Origin of the sequence: Pseudomonas aphyarum (genome assembly GCF_028657055.1) — a bacterium.
Taxonomy (GTDB): domain Bacteria; phylum Pseudomonadota; class Gammaproteobacteria; order Pseudomonadales; family Pseudomonadaceae; genus Aquipseudomonas; species Aquipseudomonas aphyarum.
The window spans coordinates 167,416-186,820 of sequence record NZ_JAMDGS010000001.1 but is presented as its reverse complement, the minus strand read 5'-3'; the positions used below and the strand labels follow the sequence as shown (position 1 = coordinate 186,820).

Annotated in this window: 20 protein-coding genes; 15 read left to right on the top strand and 5 right to left on the bottom strand. The window is 60.3% G+C overall.

From position 1 onward, the window contains the following. Positions 1–57: 57 nt before the first annotated feature. Positions 58–1,398, bottom strand: coding sequence for an MmgE/PrpD family protein (locus M5G18_RS00890; RefSeq protein WP_273896828.1), 1,341 nt, complete (start codon positions 1,396–1,398; stop codon positions 58–60). 123 nt (positions 1,399–1,521) lie between these two features. Beyond that, the gene (locus M5G18_RS00885; RefSeq protein ID WP_114882519.1) at positions 1,522–2,481 is read right to left on the bottom strand and encodes a LysR family transcriptional regulator; all 960 of its coding nucleotides are present in this window, start codon (positions 2,479–2,481) and stop codon (positions 1,522–1,524) included. 366 nt (positions 2,482–2,847) lie between these two features. Between M5G18_RS00885 and M5G18_RS00880 the strand changes: the two genes are divergently transcribed. The 8 genes from M5G18_RS00880 (at position 2,848) to M5G18_RS00845 (ending at position 12,471) form a co-directional block, all read left to right on the top strand. After that, positions 2,848–3,882, top strand: coding sequence for a quaternary amine ABC transporter ATP-binding protein (locus M5G18_RS00880; protein WP_273896827.1), 1,035 nt, complete (start codon positions 2,848–2,850; stop codon positions 3,880–3,882). Between the two features lie 67 nt (positions 3,883–3,949). Continuing rightward, positions 3,950–4,903: a glycine betaine/L-proline ABC transporter permease ProW gene (gene proW, locus M5G18_RS00875; protein ID WP_007955402.1), complete on the top strand. Its 954-nt coding sequence runs from the start codon at positions 3,950–3,952 to the stop codon at positions 4,901–4,903. A 42-nt stretch (positions 4,904–4,945) separates the two neighbouring features. Continuing rightward, complete coding sequence (gene proX / locus M5G18_RS00870; protein ID WP_273896826.1) at positions 4,946–5,968, top strand: glycine betaine/L-proline ABC transporter substrate-binding protein ProX; 1,023 nt, start codon at positions 4,946–4,948, stop codon at positions 5,966–5,968. A 179-nt stretch (positions 5,969–6,147) separates the two neighbouring features. Continuing rightward, positions 6,148–7,464 (top strand): NAD(P)/FAD-dependent oxidoreductase, encoded by a 1,317-nt coding sequence (locus M5G18_RS00865; RefSeq protein ID WP_085604594.1) that lies wholly within the window; start codon positions 6,148–6,150, stop codon positions 7,462–7,464. Positions 7,465–7,527: 63 nt separating this feature from the next. Then, complete coding sequence (locus M5G18_RS00860) at positions 7,528–8,856, top strand: MFS transporter (protein WP_273896825.1); 1,329 nt, start codon at positions 7,528–7,530, stop codon at positions 8,854–8,856. 66 nt (positions 8,857–8,922) lie between these two features. After that, entirely contained in the window at positions 8,923–9,825 is a 903-nt protein-coding gene (locus tag M5G18_RS00855) for a dihydrodipicolinate synthase family protein (protein ID WP_273896824.1), read from the top strand. A gap of 1 nt (position 9,826) precedes the next feature. Next, positions 9,827–11,317: an aldehyde dehydrogenase gene (locus M5G18_RS00850; protein WP_273896823.1), complete on the top strand. Its 1,491-nt coding sequence runs from the start codon at positions 9,827–9,829 to the stop codon at positions 11,315–11,317. A 128-nt stretch (positions 11,318–11,445) separates the two neighbouring features. After that, the gene (locus M5G18_RS00845) at positions 11,446–12,471 is read left to right on the top strand and encodes a GlxA family transcriptional regulator (RefSeq protein ID WP_273896947.1); all 1,026 of its coding nucleotides are present in this window, start codon (positions 11,446–11,448) and stop codon (positions 12,469–12,471) included. A 21-nt stretch (positions 12,472–12,492) separates the two neighbouring features. Here the strand turns inward: M5G18_RS00845 and M5G18_RS00840 are convergent, their stop codons facing one another. Together M5G18_RS00840 and M5G18_RS00835 are read right to left on the bottom strand one after the other, a co-directional pair. Next, positions 12,493–13,557 carry an alpha/beta fold hydrolase gene (locus M5G18_RS00840; protein ID WP_273896822.1) on the bottom strand — a complete coding sequence of 355 codons (1,065 nt, stop codon included), beginning with the start codon at positions 13,555–13,557 and terminating at the stop codon, positions 12,493–12,495. A gap of 210 nt (positions 13,558–13,767) precedes the next feature. Then, entirely contained in the window at positions 13,768–13,962 is a 195-nt protein-coding gene (locus M5G18_RS00835) for a PLDc N-terminal domain-containing protein (RefSeq protein WP_007955366.1), read from the bottom strand. A gap of 166 nt (positions 13,963–14,128) precedes the next feature. Here M5G18_RS00835 and M5G18_RS00830 point away from each other — a divergent pair, with 166 nt between their 5' ends. The 6 genes from M5G18_RS00830 to M5G18_RS00805 all read left to right on the top strand — a co-directional run bounded on the left by M5G18_RS00830 (position 14,129) and on the right by M5G18_RS00805 (position 18,434). Next, positions 14,129–14,965, top strand: coding sequence for an AraC family transcriptional regulator (locus M5G18_RS00830; RefSeq protein ID WP_273896821.1), 837 nt, complete (start codon positions 14,129–14,131; stop codon positions 14,963–14,965). Between the two features lie 34 nt (positions 14,966–14,999). Continuing rightward, positions 15,000–15,668: a hypothetical protein gene (locus M5G18_RS00825; RefSeq protein WP_273896820.1), complete on the top strand. Its 669-nt coding sequence runs from the start codon at positions 15,000–15,002 to the stop codon at positions 15,666–15,668. A gap of 119 nt (positions 15,669–15,787) precedes the next feature. Next, positions 15,788–16,105 carry a hypothetical protein gene (locus tag M5G18_RS00820; protein ID WP_273896819.1) on the top strand — a complete coding sequence of 106 codons (318 nt, stop codon included), beginning with the start codon at positions 15,788–15,790 and terminating at the stop codon, positions 16,103–16,105. Between the two features lie 105 nt (positions 16,106–16,210). Further along, on the top strand, positions 16,211–16,807 hold the full coding sequence (locus M5G18_RS00815) for a LysE family translocator (protein ID WP_273896818.1): 597 nt from the start codon (positions 16,211–16,213) through the stop codon (positions 16,805–16,807). A gap of 108 nt (positions 16,808–16,915) precedes the next feature. Next, entirely contained in the window at positions 16,916–17,623 is a 708-nt protein-coding gene (locus M5G18_RS00810) for a class I SAM-dependent methyltransferase (protein WP_273896817.1), read from the top strand. Between the two features lie 115 nt (positions 17,624–17,738). Then, on the top strand, positions 17,739–18,434 hold the full coding sequence (locus M5G18_RS00805) for a tRNA (adenine(22)-N(1))-methyltransferase (RefSeq protein WP_337993667.1): 696 nt from the start codon (positions 17,739–17,741) through the stop codon (positions 18,432–18,434). Between the two features lie 8 nt (positions 18,435–18,442). Here the strand turns inward: M5G18_RS00805 and M5G18_RS00800 are convergent, their stop codons facing one another. Then, positions 18,443–19,045 (bottom strand): hypothetical protein, encoded by a 603-nt coding sequence (locus M5G18_RS00800; protein ID WP_273896816.1) that lies wholly within the window; start codon positions 19,043–19,045, stop codon positions 18,443–18,445. Between the two features lie 153 nt (positions 19,046–19,198). On the opposite strand from M5G18_RS00800, the gene M5G18_RS00795 reads away from it, so the two are divergent. Continuing rightward, complete coding sequence (locus M5G18_RS00795; RefSeq protein ID WP_236195393.1) at positions 19,199–19,363, top strand: DUF2986 domain-containing protein; 165 nt, start codon at positions 19,199–19,201, stop codon at positions 19,361–19,363. The last annotated feature ends 42 nt before the right edge of the window (positions 19,364–19,405 follow it).

The window sequence follows — 19,405 nt, the reverse complement described above, 5'->3', positions numbered from 1 at the left end:
CCGCGCCGGGAATGCCGTCACAAACGACATTTCCTGCGGGCAATCGATGCGTTGCGGTTATGGGTGAGGGCGTTCGAAGATCGGCGCGAGCGTGGTGATGGCCGACGCAGACTGGTCCAGATTGCGAATCGCCTGTTTCACCGCGAGGCTGTGTTCATGACCAAGGTTTGAGGCGAACAGGTCGAACTTCTGCTCCAGTTCTTCCCGGCTCAGGGCCGTTTCGGGATCGCCGCGTGCCGCCGTGATCGGGCTGACGAGCACCGTGCCGTTTTTCAGGGTGACGGTGACGCGCGAGAGGATTTCATTGGGGAATCGCGCCGAAATATCGGCGGCTTCAACGATCTCGATGCGTGCGCTCAAGGCGCGGATGTCGGCGGCGTGGATCGATTCGCCGGTGACTTCGTCCGGCCCGAGTTTGCCTCTGACGATCAGTGCTGCCAGCGGAAAGGCCAGGGCGTATTGCGCCTGATCGGCATCCGCCGGGGTGTGGCCTTGCAGGCACATCGATTCGTAGAAGGTCTCGACGCGGATTGTCTCGATCGCGTCAGCGTTGAGCCCGGCGTTCTCCTGTTGCAGTTGCAACATCGCGGTCAGCGCCGGTTGCGCCCAGCGGCACACCGGCCAGGGTTTGAAATACTGGCTGTCGATTTCCCAACGCTGGCCGAGGTCGCGCCAGTGCTCGGCGACCGAAGCGTCCTCGACGGTTTCTGCCGGCGCGCCGGTCACGCCTTCCTTGGCCATCAACAGCGCATTCAAACCGACAAAGGCGCCGCTGCCGTGGGCGTCACGCAACATGGTCGGAAAGGCGATCAGCCGCATCATCGGGCAACGGGCGCTGAAGTACTCGGCAATGCCCAAGGCATGGCGAAAGGTCGGCTCGTCAAAACCGAGCAAGCGGGCCCCGGCGCAGACCACGCCAATCGCCGAAAAGCCGCCGGATGCGTGATAGGTCGGGGACGTTGCCATCAGCGCCGTTCCGGCGCGCAATCCCGTTTCGTAGCCGAGGCACAGCGCGCTCAACAGCTCATGCCCGCTGACGTCGTTGCCTTGGTGATGCAGGGCATCGGCGAGGGCGAGCAGGGCCGGCACCACGGTCGCGCCGGCGTGCCCTTTGGATCGGAAATGGCCTTCGTGGGCATCGAGGCTGTCAGCGGAAAAACCGCCGGCCCAACCCGCGCCCAGCAGGCTTACGCGCTGACCGTCGAACAGCAGACGGCTGCCGTACTCGCCAGCGGGATAGTGCGAAACGGCAAAGCGGCGCAGCGCCACACTCGTGTCATTGGACGCGGCTCCGGCCATGACGCCGACGATATCCAGCAGGCTGTTTTGCAGGATCTCCCGGGTCTTGGCCGGGGCCTGGAGGAAATCAAAGTCGCGGCAGAATTCGTAGAGTGACATTCAACAATTCCTTCCTGTGGGGGGAACCGGCCAGATCCCGGCCGGCGCCGCTCCACAATGAGTCAGGAAGGTTGTGCGGCTCCAACGACATTTTCGTCGGGCAATTGATAACCAAATCGATGGCTAGCGGCGGGGAAACTTCGACAGGATCCACTCGCGAAACCGCCGTAGCGCGTCTTCGTTGTCGGCGTTTTCGCGGCAGCTCAGGTAGTGCCAGCTGTTGCGCAGCTGGACTTCCTGCTCGATCGGACGCACCAGCAAGCCGCGCTGCAACAGCGGTGCAACGAGATGATTCCAGCCCAGCGCGATGCCTTGATGGGTCAGCACCATGCTGATCAGCAGGTTGTAGTCGTTGGCGTTGAAAATCTGCGGACTGGTGGCCGGGCGGTCGTCGATATCGATGGACTGAAACGCCAGCCACACGCCCCAATCGACATGCTCGGCGACTTGCGAACGACCGTAAGGGCTGAGGTTGAGCAGGGCGGAATCGCGCACGCCTTCGATGGTGGCGATTTCCGGGTGCTGCTCCAGATACTGCGGCGTGCACACCGGGTAGATCAGGTCATGGCATAGCGGGTAGCTGCGATAGCCTTCGCGGATGCGCGAAATCTTGGTGATGAACACGTCGGGCTGGACACCGGGTTCCATGGTCAGGAAGTTCTGGGTGGTGATCAGGTTCAGCTCGATGCCTTCGCTCTGGGCGAAAAACTCCGGCAAATGATTCGATAGCCACAGCGCAGAGAACGCCGGGGAGCAACAGATGGTCAGGACCTTCTTGACCGACTGACTGCTGCGGATGCGCTCGGCAGCCTGGGCGATATTCACGAAAGACAGCTGCGCGGCATCGAAGAACAGCGCGCCCGCCGAAGTGAGTTCAACGGCACGCCCGACGCGGGTGAACAACTGCGCCCCGAGGTAGCTTTCCAGTTCGCGGATCTGCCGGCTGATCGCGGCTTGGGAAACGCACAATGCTTCGGCGGCACGGGTGAAACTCTGGTACTTCGCGGCCGCGACAAATGCCTTTACGGCCCTCAAGGACGGCATCTTCAGCAAGATGGTGTCTGGGTCGACATGCTTGGTCATCTGTACGGCCTCCTCACGATACGGCTCCCGGGCGAAGCGCGACGAGGGTAGCCCAAGCCTGCGCGCAGGGATACGCCGGCGTCGCAGCAAGGATAGTCCCGGTCGCTGGCAGGCGATGCCTGCTGCAAACGGGGGAGAGCGGCGGAATCGATAACCCGACGTTATCAACATGTCCCTGTAAATGTCGTTGGATTAAGCGGGGGGATGCTAATAAATTTGAAACGTCCCTCGTTCCTGGGGTCCCAAAAATAATAAAAGGAAACCCGTCGTGACGACATATAACTATTACCGCTGCCGCTCAAAACCAGTTTCGCTCGATTGCATATTGTTTGAACCCGAATATGCACTACGCGATGGAGGCAAGGTATGACTCGCTCCGACGAAATAATTTGCGTAAAGAATGTTTATAAAGTCTTCGGTACTCAGCCAGCACTGGCCATGAAGTTGATCGAAGAAGGCGCATCGAAAGCGGAAGTTTTCAAAAAGACCGGCCAGGCCATCGGTGTATTCGATGCCAGCTTCTCGGTCAAGCGCGGCGAGATCTTTGTCATCATGGGTTTGTCCGGTTCCGGCAAATCGACCATGGTCCGACTGTTCAATCGCCTGATCGAGCCGACCTCCGGCAGCATCTTTCTCAATGGCCGGGAAATCACCGGCCTGGGCGACAAGGACCTGTTGCAGGTACGCCGCAAAGACATGGGCATGGTGTTCCAGTCGTTTGCCCTTATGCCGCACATGAGCGTCATCGACAACGTCAGCTTCGGCCTGGAAATCAGCGGTGTCAGCGAAAAGGAACGCTACTGCCGGGCCATGGGCGCTCTTGAGCAAGTCGGGCTTTCCGGGCAGGAAATGTGCTTTCCTCATCAGCTCTCCGGCGGCATGCAACAACGGGTCGGCCTGGCCCGCGCCTTGGCCAACGACCCGGCCATCCTGCTGATGGACGAAGCGTTTTCCGCGCTCGATCCGATGATTCGCAGCGAAATGCAGGGCGAGCTGATCAAGCTTCAGGCCGAGCAGGATCGCACCATCATTTTCATCTCCCACGACATTGAAGAAGCCGTTCGCATCGGTCACCGCATCGCGATCATGGAGGGCGGGCGCGTGGTGCAGATCGGCACGCCCCGTGAGCTGCTGTGCAACCCGGTGAACAAGTATGTCCGGGACTTCTTCAACGGTTTCGACACCAGCCGGATATTGCGCGCCGGCGATATCGCACAGACCGATTCGGACATTGTTTATGAGCCGGGTCGTCAAACTCCGATAAAGGCTGACGCTTCCTTGCGCGAGATCTTTCATTTAGTTGCGGCATCTTCAACACCGATGCCGGTAGTCGATGAAGTTGGACTTTATAAAGGCTCGATCTCGCAGGGGCACCTATTAAGTTGCCTGGGTAATAGCTGAGCGTCTATTTAACAGAACGCCTGTTTAACAAGAATGATCACGCAGTAAGCAAGTGCGAGGTAGCGTCATGTCCGACTTTAACTTTCTGGATCCCTTCCAGAGTTTGAATATTCCGCTGGGGTCGTGGGTTGAAACCGCCCTTAAATACCTGGTGCATAACTTCCGGGATGTCTTCCGCTCGATTCGCTGGCCGGTCGATCAGGTGCTCGACGGCGTCCAGTGGGGGCTGCTTTCGCTGCCGCCGACGGTGTTCATCATCATCGCCGGGTTGATCAGCTGGCAGATCGGCGGCAAACGCATCGCGATCTTCAGCGTGGCGACCCTGACCGGGCTCGGGCTGATCGGCGTGTGGAACGACGCCATGGTCACCCTGGCACTGGTGCTGACCTCGCTGTTGTTCTGCGCGGTGATCGGGATTCCGCTGGGCATTCTGTGTGCCCGCAGCGACCGCACGGAAATGGTCATCCGCCCGGTGCTCGACGCCATGCAGACCTTGCCGGCATTCGTGTACCTGGTGCCGGTGGTGATGCTGTTCGGCATCGGCAACGTGCCCGGCGTGATTGTCACGATCATCTTCTCCGTCGCGCCGTTGGTGCGGCTGACCAACCTCGGCATCCGTCAGGTGCCGGCGGACAAGGTCGAGGCGGCGCGGGCCTTTGGCTGCACACCGATGCAGATGCTGATGAAGGTTCAATTGCCGCTGGCTGCGCCAACCATGATGGCCGGCTTGAACCAGACCTTGATGCTGTCGCTGTCGATGGTGGTGGTCGCCTCGATGATTTCGGTCGGCGGGCTGGGGCTGATGGTGCTCAGCGGCATCGGTCGCCTCGACATGGGCCTGGCCAGTGTCGGCGGAGCAGGGCTGGTGTTGCTGGCGGTGTTCCTCGATCGCCTGACCCAGGCCATGGGTGAACGCAGCAGCGATCTGGCCACCGGGCAGCGCTGGTATGAGAGCGGGCCGGTCGGCCTGGTTATGAAGTTGAAGAAAAAGAAGAACGTTGCTCGTGCGGTTATTAACTGAACCTTTCTGCTCACCGATTAAAACTCCAAAGCGTGGTGAAACATGAAACTGGCAAATCTCAAGAAAAGCGTCGTAGCGGGTGTGGTTGCTTCAGTCATGGGCACGATTCTGTGCTCGGCAGCGTTCGCGGCGGACGCCAACAAGCCCGGCGCCGGTGTGTCGATCACGCCGATTTTCCCGACCATCGCCGAAGAGCGCTTTCGCGGTGAAGTGGTCGTGGCCGGGCTCAAGGAACTGGGCTACGACGTCAAGCAGCCAAAGGAGACCGATTACCCGGCGATGTTCCTGGCGCTGTCCTACGGCGACGCGGATTTCACCGTGCATGAATGGGAGCACCTGCACGAAGCCTTTTATGAAAAGGCCGGCGGCGATGACGTGATGGTCAAGGTCGGGCAGATCATGAAGGGCGTGCTGCAGGGTTACCTGATCGACAAGAAAACCGCAGACGCCTACCACATCAAGGACCTGTCGGATTTGAAGAAGCCGGAAATCGCCAAGCTGTTCGACAGCAACGGTGACGGCAAGGCCGACCTGACCGGTTGCAACCCGGGCTGGGGCTGCGAAGTCATGGTCGAGCACCACATGAAGGCCTACGGCCTGGAACCGACTGTCGTCGACAACCGTGGCTCGTACTTCGCGTTGATGGCCGACACCATCGCCCGCTACCAGCAAGGCAAACCGGTGCTGTTCTTCACCTGGGTGCCGCAGTGGATTTCCAGCGTGCTGGTCGAAGGACGCGACGTGGTCTGGCTGCCGGTGCCGTACACCGATCTGCCTGACGGCAAGGAAAGCAAGGACACCTTCTACGAAGGCAAGAACCTCGGCTTCCCGGTGGACACGGTCAACGTTGTCATGAACAAGGAGTTCGCCGAGAAGAACCCGGTGGCCCGCAAGTTCCTCTCTGAAGTCAGCATCAGCACCGCCGACGAAAGTGCGCAGAACCTGAAGATGCAGCAGGGCGAGAAGTCCCTGGCCGACATCAAGCGCCACGCCGCCGAGTGGATCAAGGCCCACCAGCAAAGCTACGACGGCTGGCTGAGCGATGCGCGGGCGGTGGCCAAGTAAGCGGGTTGTTCGCTGGTTCGAGTGACGGTTATCCAGTGGCGCAAAACGCCGGGTGAAAAGCCGTCATTCAAACCCATTTGATTACGCAACTTTGATGGCTGTTTTCATTCAACGCGATTCCGTGCGTTCGCTTCGTGTCGGGTTCGATTTGTCATTTCAACAATAAACGGTTCAACACTATGAAAGTCAGTTCGCTGCCCGCCGATGATGACAGCTGTGGCTGGTTCCACCTGAGCCGGCCACGCAGCCCCGAGCCCGGCCATCGCGGCCACCGTTCGGCGCGCTGGGTCGTCGTGGGTGCCGGCTTCACCGGGCTGGCGGCGGCACGCCAGCTCGCGCTGAACTTCCCCGACGATGAAGTGGTGCTGATCGAAGCGCAGGAAGTGGGGTTGGGGCCGTCCGGTCGCAATGCCGGTTTCGCGATCGATCTGCCCCATGACATCGGGGCCGAGGACTATATCGGTGATATCGATCTGGCCCGGATCAGTTTGAAGCTGAACCTGGAAGGCCAGTCGATCCTGCGCAATCTGGTCGATCAGTTCGGCATCGATTGCCAGATGAAAGCCTGCGGCAAGTATCAGGCCGCCGTGGAGGAACGCGGCATCGCGGTGCTGGAAGCCTATCGCCGGGGTCTCGACAAGCTCGGTCAGCCGTACCAGATGATCGAGGCCGAAGAATTGCCCGAGCATCTGGGCACCCGTTTCTATCGCAAGGCGTTATTCACTCCCGGGGCGGTGCTGGTTCAGCCGTCGGCGTTGGTGAAGGGCCTGGCGGACAGTTTGCCGGCCAACGTCACCCTCTACGAACGCACGCCGATTCTCGAAGTGGAATACGGCGCCAAGACTTTGCTCAAGCACGCTCACGGCAGCATCACCGCCGACAAACTGATCCTGGCCAACAACTCGTTCGGCATGCGCTTCGGTTTTCTGCAGGGCCGCATGCTGCCGATCTACACCTACGCCAGCATCACCCGCCCGCTGACCGAAGAGGAGCAGGCGCGTCTCGGTGGCAAACCGTTCTGGGGCGCAATTCCCGCCGACCCGTTCGGCACCACGGTGCGGCGCACTCCCGACAACCGTTTGCTGATCCGCAACAGCTTCAGCTTCAACCCCGATGGCCGCAGCAACAGCAAATACAACGAGCGCTTCGTGCGCCGGCACCGCGCCTCGTTCGACCAGCGCTTCCCGATGCTGCCGGGGGTGAAGTTCGAATACACCTGGGGCGGGGCGCTGGCCATGTCGAGGAACCACAACGGCTTCTTCGGCGAACTGGCGCCGAACGTTTACGGCGCGCTGGGCTGCAATGGCCTGGGCGTCACCCGTGGCACGGTCACCGGCAAGTTGCTGGCCGACTGGCTGGCGGGGGAGCGCGACGGCTTGATCGATTTTCTGTTGCAGGCCCCGGGGCCGACGGGCAACCCGCCCGAACCGTTTCTGTCGCTGGGCGTGAACATGAACCTGAAGTGGGGGCAATACCGCGCGGGCCGCGAAAGTTGAACGCTCATCGCCCGACCTGCGCGATGAACTGAAGTAGCGATGCACTGAATACAAGGACAAGAAATGAACAACGTTGCTGTATCAATCGAGGACGTACCGCTCAATGGCTTTCATCGTCTGCTGACGATCCGTTCGGCCGGTGGCTCCTTTGTCGACGGGTATGTTCTGAGCATCATCGGTGTGGCGCTGGTGCACATGTCCAGGTCTCTGGCGCTGGACGATTTCTGGGAAGGCATGATCGCCGCCTCGGCGCTGATCGGCATTTTCTTCGGCGGTTTTCTTGGCGGCTGGTTGACTGATGTGCTGGGCCGCAAGCGTCTGCTGTTTGTCGGGCCGACCCTTTTCATCATGGCCTCGCTGGCGCAGCTGTGGGTCGATTCGGCGGTGGCGCTGTTTTTTCTGCGGCTGCTGCTGGGGGTGGCGGTCGGCATCGAGTACCCGGTCGCGACTTCGCTGCTGGTGGAGTTCATGCCGCGCAAGTATCGCGGCCCGCGTCTGGCGACGCTGACAATCATGTGGTTCGCCGGGGCTGCAACGGCGTATGTCGTGGGCGAGCTGATGTTCAAGCTGTGGGGCTCCGATGCCTGGCGGCTGGTGCTGGCCAGCGCGGCGATCATCGGCGCCATGCTGTTTCTGGTGCGCATCGGCACCCCCGAGTCGCCGCGCTGGCTGCTGAGCAAGGGCCGCGCCGCCGAAGCCGAGGCGATCATCAAACAGGTCTACGGCAACGACTTCTCCCTGGCCAATCTTCCCGAGCACCGGGTGGGCGAGAAGCTGACGATCTTCAACCTGCTGCACTCCGGCTACGGCAAACGCATGTTGTTTGTCGTGGTGTTCTGGACTTGCTCGGTGGTGCCGCTGTTTGCCGTGTATGCCTTTGCGCCGAAGGTGCTGGCCGCGCTGAATCTGCAGGGCGACTGGTCGTCCCTGGGCTCGGTGGCGATTACCTTGTTCTTTGTTATCGGCTGCGTGATTTCGACCCGGATCATCAACCGCGTCGGCCGACGCAATCTGCTGATCTACAGCTTTCTCTGCTCCGGCCTTGCGCTGCTCGGGCTGGCTGTCGGTCATGCCGGGCCCAACGCGCTGGTGCTCGCGTTCTTTGCCGTTTACGCCTTGTTCATCGGCGGCGCCCAGGTGCTGACGCTGGTGTACCCCAATGAACTGTTTCCCACGGAAATCCGCGCCTTCGCGGTCGGTGTCGGCACGTCTCTGTCGCGAATCGGCGCGGCGGCAGGGACTTATCTGGTGCCCGTTTCCCTGAGCACGTTGGGCATCGCCCAGACCATGTACATCGCGGCGGCCGTCACGTTGGTCGGCCTGGTGCTGTCGTGGGTGCTCGCACCGGAAACCCGCTCGCTCAACCTGCAACAGGCTGCCTCGCTGAATTGAACCTTGCCCTGGCCATAGCGGCGTCGGGCCAACGCATTGAACACTGCAACCACTGGAGAAAAACCTATGAACTTTGACGGCATCTTTACCCCTGCCATTACGCCTTTGTCCGCCGATGGCCAGATCGATTATTCGGCGTTTGCCGAAGTGGTCGAGTACCTGATCGAGTCGCGGGTTCACGGCATCGTCATCGGTGGTTCGACCGGCGAGTACTACGCCCACACCACCGCCGAGCGGCTGAAAGTGGCCGAGCGCGCCAAGGAAGTGATCAACGGCCGCATTCCGCTGGTAATCGGCACGGGCGGGATCCGCACCGAAGATGCGGTGGCCTTCGCCGAGCATGCCAAGTCGATCGAGGCCGACGCGATTCTGGTGGGCTCGCCGCCCTATGCCTTGCCGACGCAAAAGGAAATCGCCGCCCACGTGCTGTCCGTGGACAAGGCCGCCGGCCTGCCGATCATGCTCTACAACTACCCGGCGCGGATGGGCGTTGCGATGGGCCCGGAATTCTTCGAGGCGATTGCCGGTTGCAAGAACATCGTCGCGATCAAGGAAAGCTCCGGCGACACCGCCCAGTTGCATCGTCTGGCGCATTCGCACCCTTCGATTCAGCTGTCCTGCGGCTGGGACGACATGGCCCTGGAGTTTTTCGCCTGGGGCGCGCGCAGCTGGGTTTGCGCCGGTTCGAATTTCATTCCGGCCGAGCACATTGCGCTCTACGAAGCCTGCGTTCTGGAGAAGAACTTCGACAAGGGCCGGCGGATCATGTCGGCGCTGTTGCCGCTGATGGACGTGCTGGAAAGCGGCAAGTTCGTTCAGTCGATCAAGCACGGCAGCGAACTGGTCGGCCTGCGGGCCGGCGGCGTGCGCAAGCCGATGCAGCCGCTGGAAGCGTCCGAGAAGGAAGTGCTGGAAAGCGTGATCAAAACCCTCAAACAGAATGTGGCGCGCATCGTCGCGGAGGTTTGAAATGGCCGATCTTCTGAGTCAAGCGCAATACCGCGAGCTGGCGGCGAGGCTTGAGTTTCGCAATCAGGCGTTCATCAACGGCGAGTTTCGCAGCGCGCTGTCCGGCAAGACGTTCACCACGACCAACCCGGCGACTGAAGCGGTGTTGACCGAGATTACTGCGTGCGGTGCCCAGGACGTGGACGTCGCTGTCGCCGCCGCCAAGGAGGCATTCGAGGATGGACGCTGGCAGGGGCTGGCGCCGTCGGCACGCAAGTCGGTGTTGCTGCGATTCGCCCAGTTGCTGGAAGACCACTCCCATGAACTGGCGGTGCTGGAAAGCCTGGACAGCGGCAAACCGATCCGCGAATGCCAGAACATCGACGTGCCCGAGACGATTCATACCCTGCGCTGGCACGCCGAGCTGATCGACAAGATCTACGATTCGACCGCACCGACCGGTAACGGCGCGGTGACCATGGTCGTGCGCGAGCCGATCGGCGTGGTCGGTCTGGTGTTGCCGTGGAATTTCCCGCTGCTGATGCTCGCGTGGAAGATCGGTCCATCGCTGGCCGCTGGCTGCTCGATTGTGGTCAAACCGGCCAAGGAAACCACCCTGAGCACCCTGCGCGTAGCCGAGCTGGCGCACCAGGCGGGGATTCCGGCCGGTGTGTTCAACGTGGTGCCCGGCGGCGGCAAGGAGGCGGGCGAACCGCTGGGCCGTCACACGGACGTCGCGATGGTCAGCTTCACCGGTTCGACCGACACCGGGCGGTTGTTCCTCAAGTATTCCAGCGAATCCAACCTGAAACGCATCGTGCTGGAGTGCGGCGGCAAGAACCCGGCGGTGGTGATGAACGATGTCGAAGACGTCGATCTGGTCGCCCAGCATGTGGTCAACGGCGCGTTCTGGAACATGGGCGAAAACTGCTCGGCTTCGTCGCGGTTGATCGTGCATTCGGACATCAAGGACGAATTGCTCCAGCGCGTGCAGGTGCATCTGGCCGACTGGAAAATGGGCGACCCGCTAGACCCGGAAAACCGTCTGGGCTCGATGATCAGCAAGGCGCATTTCGAGAAGGTCCGTTCGTACCTCGACCATGCCCGGGATGAAAATCTTTCGGTGCTGGCGGGGGGCAACACGGCCGACAACATCTTCGTCGAGCCGACCATCGTCGATGGCGTCAGCCGTGACAGTCGTCTGTTCCAGGAGGAGATCTTCGGCCCGGTGCTGAGCGTGACCACGTTCACCTCTGTCGACGAAGCGATCAGCCTGGCCAACGACACGGCTTATGGTCTGGCCGCGTCGGCGTACACCGGCAGCCTGCGCCATGCGCTGAAACTCTCGCGGGGGATCCGTGCCGGCATCGTCACCGTGAACTGCTTCGGCGAGGGCGATGCCTCGACGCCTTTCGGCGGCTACAAGGAGTCGGGTTTCGGTGGGCGTGACAAGTCGATCTGGGCCCATGACCAGTACACCGAGCTGAAAACCATCTGGATCGACGCGTCCTGATTCATCGCGGTTTTTCGCAGGTCTTTTTCGCCCCGATCGGTACGCGCGTACCGGTTGGGGCGAATTGCGTTCATTCCCGAGTATTTTGCCGCTTCGGCGGTTAGCATGGCGCTACAACAATGAAACCGATGGACCACACCTTGATCGAACGACGCCAATTCAGCGGTGGCATGAAGGGCAAGAACCTTCGCTACCTGAACGAGCCCGCCAGCGGGCCGGGACGCATGACCCGCACCGGGTTTGTGCTGCTGGAGCATTTCTCCCTGCCAGCGTTTACCCAGGCGCTGGACACCATCATTACCTCGAATCTGCTGCGCCCCGGTCTGTTTTCCACGCGCACTTTCGGTCTGAGCGACGGCGAAGTGATCAGCGATCTGGGTCTGGTCATTCGCCCGGATGCGCGACTGGAGACGGGCGCGATACAGGAACTGGATCTGCTGGTGATCTGCGGCGGTTACCGCACGGAATTGAAGGCGAGCGACGAGTTCATCAACCTGCTGAAAATGGCTGCCGAGGCCGGCGTGATCCTGGCCGGGTTGTGGAACGGCGCGTGGTTCCTGGGCCGGGCAGGGGTGCTGGAAGGCTATCGCTGTGCGATTCACCCGGAGCATCGGCCGGCACTGGCGGAGATTTCCAAGGCGACCCAGGTCAGCAGCGAACCCTACGTCATCGACCGCGACCGTTTGACCGCGTCCAGTCCGTCCGGCGCGTTCCACATGGCGCTGGACTGGATCAAAGGCCTGCACGACAAAGCGCTGGTCGAAGGCATCGAAGACATTCTGGCGTTCGAGGAATCGCGCTATCGGCGGATCAAACCGACCGAGAACATTTGCGTCAGCGCGCCGTTGCGTGAAGTGGTGAAGCTGATGGACGCCAATCTCGAAGAACCGCTGGAGCTGGAGCAACTGGCGGTGTATGCCGGGCGTTCTCGGCGTCAGCTGGAACGGCTGTTCAAAGAACAACTGGGCACCACCCCGCAGCGTTATTACATGGAACTGCGCATCACCGAGGCCCGCCGTCTGCTGCAACACACCGAGCTGTCCCAGGTGGACGTGCTGGTGGCCTGCGGATTCGTCTCGCCGAGCCATTTCAGCAAGTGCTACAGCGCCTATTTCGGTTATCGACCGTCCAAAGAAAAAAGGCTCGTCAAATGACGAGCCGTTCGGCGTGCTGCTTCAGAGGTGATCGGCGTCGATGATCGCCTGAGCGAAGGCTTTCGGGTCTTCCTGCGGCAGGTTGTGACCGATGCCGCCGTTGATCAGGCGGAACTGGTATTTGCCGGTGAAGCGTTTGGCGTAGTCCTCGGGCGCCGGGTGCGGCGCGCCGTTGGCGTCGCCTTCCAGGGTGATGGTCGGCACGCTGATCGACGGCGCGGTGGCGAGTTTCTGTTCCAGCGCATCGTACTGGCTTTCACCCTGCACCAGGCCCAGACGCCAGCGGTAGTTGAACACGGTGATCGCGACGTGATCCGGGTTCTGCAACGCCTTGGCACTGCGGTCGAAGGTGGCGTCGTCGAAGGCCCATTTCGGTGACGCCAGTTGCCAGATCAGCTTGGCGAAATCATGGGTGTTCTTGGTGTAGCCCGCCTCACCACGGTCGGTGGCGAAGTAGAACTGATACCACCATTGCAGCTCGGCCTTGGGCGGCAGCGGATTCTTGCCGGCAGCCTGATTGCCGATCAGATAGCCGCTGACCGACACCAGCGCCTTGACCCGCTCCGGCCACAGCGCCGACACGATGCCCGCCGAACGCGCGCCCCAGTCGTAGCCGCCGAGCACGGCTTGCTTGATCTTCAGGGCGTCCATGAAATCGATCACGTCACTGGCCAGCGCCGCCGGTTGACCGTTGCGCACGGTCTTTTCAGACAGGAAATGCGTGTCGCCATAACCCCGAGCGTACGGCATCAGCACCCGATAACCCTTGGCCGACAAAAGCGGCGCGACGTCGTCATAGCTGTGAATGTCGTACGGCCAGCCGTGCAGCAGAATCACCACCGGGCCATTGGCCGGGCCGGTTTCGGCGTAGGCCACGTCCAGCAGGCCGGCCTTCACGTGTTTCAGCGGGCCGAAGGGCAGGTCGGCTTTGACGCTGGCGGCTTCGGTCTTGAGCGGCTCGGGTGCTGCGGTTTGCGCTTGAGCGAACGCGCCGAACTGCAGCAGCGCGGTGGCAAGTATCGACAGGCCCAGCAGGCGGCGACGGTTTTTCCCGGTAGCGACGGTGGTGTGTGGTGCGTGCTTCATGGCAAGTCTCCTTATGATCGGCGAGGGCCGGGTTCTGGCTGAACCCTTCGTATCTGGCGTTCATTAAAGACTGGCCACGTATCTGCGCTGTTTCCGTTTTCGTTGGCTGATGCGCGGGCATGTATCCGGGAGGCGTTCGTACACACTGCGATACAAACCTGCGGCCAACAAAAAGCCCCGAATGTTCGGGGCTCCTGCTTGCCTTGAGTTTCAGGCCTGAGTGACGTGCTTGGGACCCGCCAGCGCCCAGGCGATCAGCCCGAACAGCGGCACAAACACGATCAATACGATCCAGACGCCTTTGTTGCTGGCTTTCCCCTCACTCTTGCGCACCCGGTTGATTGCCCACAATTCGATGAGCAAAAGAACGACGGCCAGTACGATCCACGTGGTTTCAAGTTGCATGGGCTACCTCCTGATGGTCATCGGTTTAGGCGGGGCATGCCACTCAGGGTTCATTTAATTTGCTTGGTGGCTTGCCTGGCGCACGTGCACAAATGTTCTAAACGCCTCGGCAAAGTCGCGGTAACGTAGACGTCCTCAACGACTAACACTGCCTTCGGAGCCTTGCGTGGACAAACGCAACTGGATCGAGCTGTCCCAGGACGCCGACACCGGGATCGAGTCGATTCGTGCCCACTTCCAGGGGCATGCCTACGATCCGCACTGGCATGACAGTTTTCTGGTGGGCGTCACCGAGCAGGGCGTGCAGCAGTTTCATTGCCGGCGCGTGAGGCATTTGAGTACGCCGGGCAAGATTTTCATGCTGGAACCGGGGGAGATCCACGACGGGCACGCGCCGACGGAGGAGGGCTTCACCTATTCCATGCTCTACCTCGACCCGCACTGGCTGGAGCGCGAATTACGCGTGCTGTTCGAGCATGCGCCGGACAATAGCCAGCTCGGGTTCACCGATACCCTGAGCCAGGATTCGAGCCTGTCCAACGCCATCAATCAGGCCTTTAACGCCCTGCATCAAGGCGACTTGCGTATCGTGCGCCAGACCGCCATCGACACCTTGCTCGGTTCGCTGACGTCGCACCTCGACTGGCGCAAACGTCAACCGTTCGATCCGCGCCTGCCACGGGTGGCCAAGGTGGCGCGGGACTATCTGCATGCGCATGCCTTCGAGGACATCGGGCTGGACGATGTAGCCAAAGCCTGCGGGGTTGATCGCTTTCGACTGACCCGGGCGTTCAAGGCCGCTTTCGGACTGGCGCCACATGCCTATCTGATTCAGTTGCGCCTGGCCCGCGCCCGGCAATTGCTGGCGCGCGGCGAAACACCCGCCACCGTCGCCAGCGCCCTCGGTTTCGCCGATCAGAGTCACCTCGGGCGCTGGTTTCGCCGTGCCTATCACCTGACGCCGGCGGATTACCGCAAGCGCTGCTCAAACCTTCCAGACTGAACCCCGCGCAACGTTGGGAATTCGTGAGGGAACCGTGGGCGATCTGTGGGATGCTATGAACGAAGCTCGCTTGCCTGGTGACGGACATCAGGGAGTAACCATGGATAAAACGCCCCGAACCCATTCAAAGTCGTATGAGGTTCATAGGTGGGACAGTGAGGTCATTGCAGTGAATCAGTTGATCAGCGAAATCAGAGAAATGTGGGAATTCGATGATGGTCTGCTCTTTGAGAGTTTTCGCCGCTGGGACGGGACCTCTACCAGCTTCGAAGATACAAAAAAAAATTTGATCTACGCGCAAGAGCACGCAGTCGTAAGATTCGAGCAATATCTGGTACTTGAAAGTGGCGTTGAAGTACGACTCCCAGTCCTTGAGACACCCTATATTCTTGAAGATAGAACAGGGGTGTTGGTGGTTTTTGATGAGAAACCTTCAAAATTCAGTACGCCTGAATTTCCCTGGTTTTTTAACTGTCCTGATAATGCGGCTATCTACAATGCTGATGGCTCTTTACGTTTTCAACTGCAAAGCACTCAAGGTATAGGAAGCTATATAGGAATCGTGCACTTCACGCGTACGCCAGATAATCCAAATGCGTTAGGTGTTTTGGTAGGTACATTGGGGCATGATCCGGAATGGCTTAATCTGGTTGATCCTGATAGTCCGAAATTGATATCTACGGGAAAGTGGATTCGATATTAGTTGTGAGGAAGGAATTTGAGGAAGTCTGAGGATCACCTGGTCTTTGTTGGCCTCCAGCGGAGGTAGCGCAAAGGCGCAAGGCTGGAATGCTCCGGCATCCTATTTACAAAGGTGCATTGATGGCTGCTTACGATTTGTACGGTGTCAAAAATTTGAGTGTTTCAGCCGCCAGGTCGAAAGTTGAGGAAAGTCTCGAGCTTTCCCTTGATAGACGCGAAAGCGGCTATCACGGCGGTGAGTATTATTTCTTTGGTAATAAAGAGTCGGAGCACCTCACGCTGAAAAACAATATTGACCCTTTCGACGGCGAAGCGGTGGAACAGGAATTTCCCGAATATCCGGTTTTGTTATATGTAGACAGCACCGGGCGTGCGGAAGAGATCACAAAGAAGTTGGCGGAGGAGTTTTTTCTGCTTAGGCGTGAGCTGCTGGATTAGGTTCTACTTCGGGCTGCAGACTCCCGCGATTACTGCTCAAACCTTCCAGACGGAACTGCATCCAACCGCGACCATGGCTCTCTGTTCTGATCCGGAGTCCATGCCGTGGAATCGTTGTTACCCTTTCTGCTGTTTTCCTTCGTTGCCTCGATCACCCCGGGGCCGACCAATATTCTGGTGATGAGCCACAGCTCGCGGCGCGGTCTGACGGCCACCGTGCCGATCATCTTCGGCGCGTGTGTGTCGGCGGCGCTGGTGGTGTTGGTGGTCGGGCTCGGCGTGGGGGAAACCTTGCTGCGCTATCCCCGTGTGCAGCAGGCGATGGCCTGGGCCGGGGTGTTGTGGTTGAGCTGGCTGGCGTGGCAGATCTTTCGCAGCACGCCGCCATCGTTGGAGTCCTCAACGTCGAATGATGACGGCTTCAACGTATTCGGCGCCGCCGGCCTGCAATTGATCAACCCCAAGGTGTGGATGATGGCCGTGGCGGTGGTGAGCGTGTTTGCCGGTGGCAGCGAGGACAGCGCACGGATGGCGTTGTTGTCGCTGGCGTTTCTGCTGGTCAGCCTGCCGTGCATGACGGCGTGGGCGCTGCTGGGGGTGGGCAGTGCTCGGTTTTTTGGATCGCCGCGGGCGTTCAGGCGCATGAATGCCGGGCTGGCATTTTTGTTGTTGCTGTCGGCTTTGTTGACGGTGTTGATCTAACCATCGGTGCCTTCCGCATTCCTCACAGGAATGCACCGCATAAAATCAATGAATTTCTATTATCGGTCCTCGTGACGTAGGGTGATTCAAGGACACGGAGAAACGCCCTTGAACGCTTCCTCGACTGAAAAATTCGACAACTCCCGCGCCAATGAATATGGCAAGCAAAGCCGCATTGCGCTGGCGGGCTATGACACTTGCCATGACCTTGCTGCGTGCATGCTGGCGGCCAGCCTCGGTAACGCAGGTTCGGCGCGGATTCTGGCGGTTGGCGCAGGCGGGACCGCACAGGAAATCATCGCGATGGGAAGCCTGGAGCCAGGCTGGCGTTTCATGGCGGTTGACCCTTCCGAGCCGATGCTGGCGGCGGCGACCGAGCAGTTGCGCTCGCATGACTTGCTTGAGCGAACGGATCTGCATCTCGGGCCGGTCGATGACTTGCCTGCCGATGAGTCTTACGACGCCGCCACGGTGATCGGCGTTCTGCATCATCTGGAAGGCGATGAGGCCAAACGAGCGCTTCTGCAATCCATTCGGGCACGTTTAAAGCCGGGTGCTCCGCTGATCGTGGCCGGCAATCACTACGCGTATGCCAGCCAGCCGTTGCTGCTGGAAGCGTGGGGACAACGCTGGCGTCAGAACGGTGCGAGCGCCGATGAGATGAAGGCCAAACTGGGGAAAATCCTTCAGGGTGCCGATCCTCCGCATTCCGAGGCGGCGGTTCAAAAGCTGTTGCATGAAGCCGGATTCGGCGAAACCACCCGGTTTTTCAGCAGCCTGTTCTGGGGCGCATGGTTGACGCGTAGAACGGGTTGATTCGGGGCTGAGTGACGATCCGACCACACGTATTTGAAATCCCCGCCGTTGCCCCCCAGAATCGCGCCCCGATCCGGCCACCAGCGCCGGGCGTTCAGAGTGAAAGGGGTTGCGGTTGAACGAACAGACATTGTCCATGCGCCTGGAGCGGGTGGCGGCGCATGTGCCCGCCGGTGCGCGGCTGGCCGATATCGGCTCGGATCACGGCTACCTGCCGGTGGCCCTGATGCGCCGTGGCGCGATCGCGGCGGCGGTGGCGGGCGAGATGGCCGAGACGCCGTTCCGTTCGGCGCAACGCACCGTGCGCGAGAACGATTTTGAGCAGCAGGTCACCGTGCGCCTGGCCAATGGCTTGATGGCCGTCGAACCGACCGACGGGATCACCGCAATTACCGTGTGCGGCATGGGCGGCGAAACCATCCGCGACATCCTCGAAGCCGGCAAGGCGCGTCTGAGCGGCCGCGAGCGTCTGATCCTGCAACCCAACGGCGGCGAACAACCGCTGCGTCAATGGCTGATGGACAACGGCTACCGAATCCTCCTTGAAGAAGTCCTGCGTGAGAACCGTTTCGACTACGAAATCATCGTGGCCGAGCGAGGCGAGCCGGTGACTTATACCGCCGAGGAACTGTACTTCGGGCCGCTGCAATTGCAGGCGTGCAGTCCGGCGTTTGTCAGCAAGTGGCAGCATCGGTTGCGGCACAAGCAGCAGACGCTGAGTCACTTCGCTCGGGCGCGGAATGGGGTATGCGAGCAAAAGGTGCAGGATCTGAAGCAGCAGGTGCGCTGGATCACTGACGTGCTGGGGTGAAGCAGGGGTCAGGAAAGGGCCGCAAGCGCTATCACCAGACCGACGCCGCAAAGCAACAGACCGGCAGACATCTGTAACGTCGGGGAGCTGGCAGCTGACGCGGCAACGGAATCCGTCGAATGTGCCATGCCCTGACCGACGAGTGGTGAAATGACGCCACCGTTTACGCAGTCGTAGATGACGCCCTCGACCTTGCGGCACAAGATCTTCAGTACCGACGAAATGTCGGCATCGTGAGGATCTACCTCCGTGCCGAGGATCGAGGCGCTTATCGAGTGTCCGTCGTCAATGACCAGGTCGGGTGTGGTGGACAGGACTGCCAGCCGGGCATCGCATCGAGCAAGTATTCGGGCAATCCTGGAGTCGGGGTCCAGCTTTTCCCATTCGATGATTTCCCGAATTTCCTCGGGTACATACTCGGGGTCGTCCTCAATCTGGATCAGAAACGGGACGGGGGTATGTACCAGCAACTGTGGCACGACGATCCCGTAGCCTTTCCATTCAGTGGTCGAGATGTGCCAGGACGTGGTTTGTCGCAGATGTGCGGCGATGTCTTGCAGGGTTGCCTTGATGGGTTTCGAGTTGTAGCAGATCTGTGCAGAGGTGGTCATCGCGGGTGGCCATCGATCTTCCGTTGATTTGGAGGCGATGCTAAAACGCCCGGGAACCGGAGGCAACGGGTTCACCCATGAGCGATGGCTTTGGTTTTATGCGAAGTTTCAACAGCTGATATCATCCAGCGCTTTCAAACCGAGTACCGCGACATGAACCGTCAGAAAAAACTGCAACAGCTCTTCAAGGAAAAATCCAGAAAGGCCAACGCCAAACTGGCACCCAAGAGCAACAAACCGAAGTACATCAGCAAGGCGGATCGCTTGAAGCTGGAGGCTGAAGCGGCGCCAGAGTCGACTGACACCCCTGAGGCCTGATCAAGCAGGCTCGCGGCGGTACAGACCCCCATCAGGTTTTCC